The 680-nt window shown below is 71.9% G+C and carries 1 protein-coding gene and 1 pseudogene; one reads left to right on the plus strand and one right to left on the minus strand.

The window, feature by feature from the left end; all coding sequences use genetic code 11:
- Positions 1 to 267 (minus strand): annotated as a pseudogene (locus AC5RUJ_RS17800) (hypothetical protein); the annotation flags it as partial.
- Between the two features lie 135 nt (positions 268 to 402).
- Here AC5RUJ_RS17800 and AC5RUJ_RS17805 point away from each other — a divergent pair.
- On the plus strand, positions 403 to 680 hold a 278-nt coding region (locus AC5RUJ_RS17805), incomplete at its 3' end, for a PspC domain-containing protein (protein ID WP_494156456.1).

The raw sequence follows: 680 nt of genomic DNA on the forward strand, positions 1-680 counted from the left end.
CCCGGCCGCGTTTGCGTGGCCGGGATCCCGGTAGCCGGCGCCCAGCGGCAGGGTGGGGTTGGTGCCCGGAAGGATGGGCTGGGTGGGATGGGCGGGTGCGTCGTCGTCCTCTGCCGCCTGGACGGTCTCGGGCTCGTCGGGAGCGGGCGCCTGGGGCGCCGCCGGGGCGGATTCCTGCCCGGATTCGGGGACTGCCGGCTGCTGGTCCGGTTCGTCTGTTCGGTCGGTGCCGTCGTTATCCGACGGGATCGGTGCGTGTGAGGTCATGGTTTGATCATTCCAACCGGCAGCCCTCTCCTCTATGGGGTGCCACCCTGACCCTTCCCTGACCGGCCGGCCGGGTTCCCCTGATTCGGCGCCACCCGGTAGGTCGGGTGCACCCGCGCGTGCTTGGATTGACCCATGAGAGAACCGCTCGTCCGCTCCACCGAGGACCGCATCATCGCGGGCGTGTGTACCGGCCTGGCCCGGCACCTGGACACCTCGGTCGGGATCGTCCGGGTCGGCATGGTGGTCCTGGCGCTCGCCGGGGGAGCCGGCGTGCTGCTCTATGTCTGGCTCTGGCTGCTGGTGCCGACCGCGGCCGACGAGGCCCTGGCAGCCGAGCGCGCCTTCAATCCCCGCGGCATCGCGGAGAACTTCGCACGGGGATTCGGCGCCCCGCGTCCCGGCCAGGAGGG

This window comes from Arthrobacter sp. Y3223164, assembly GCF_059091005.1.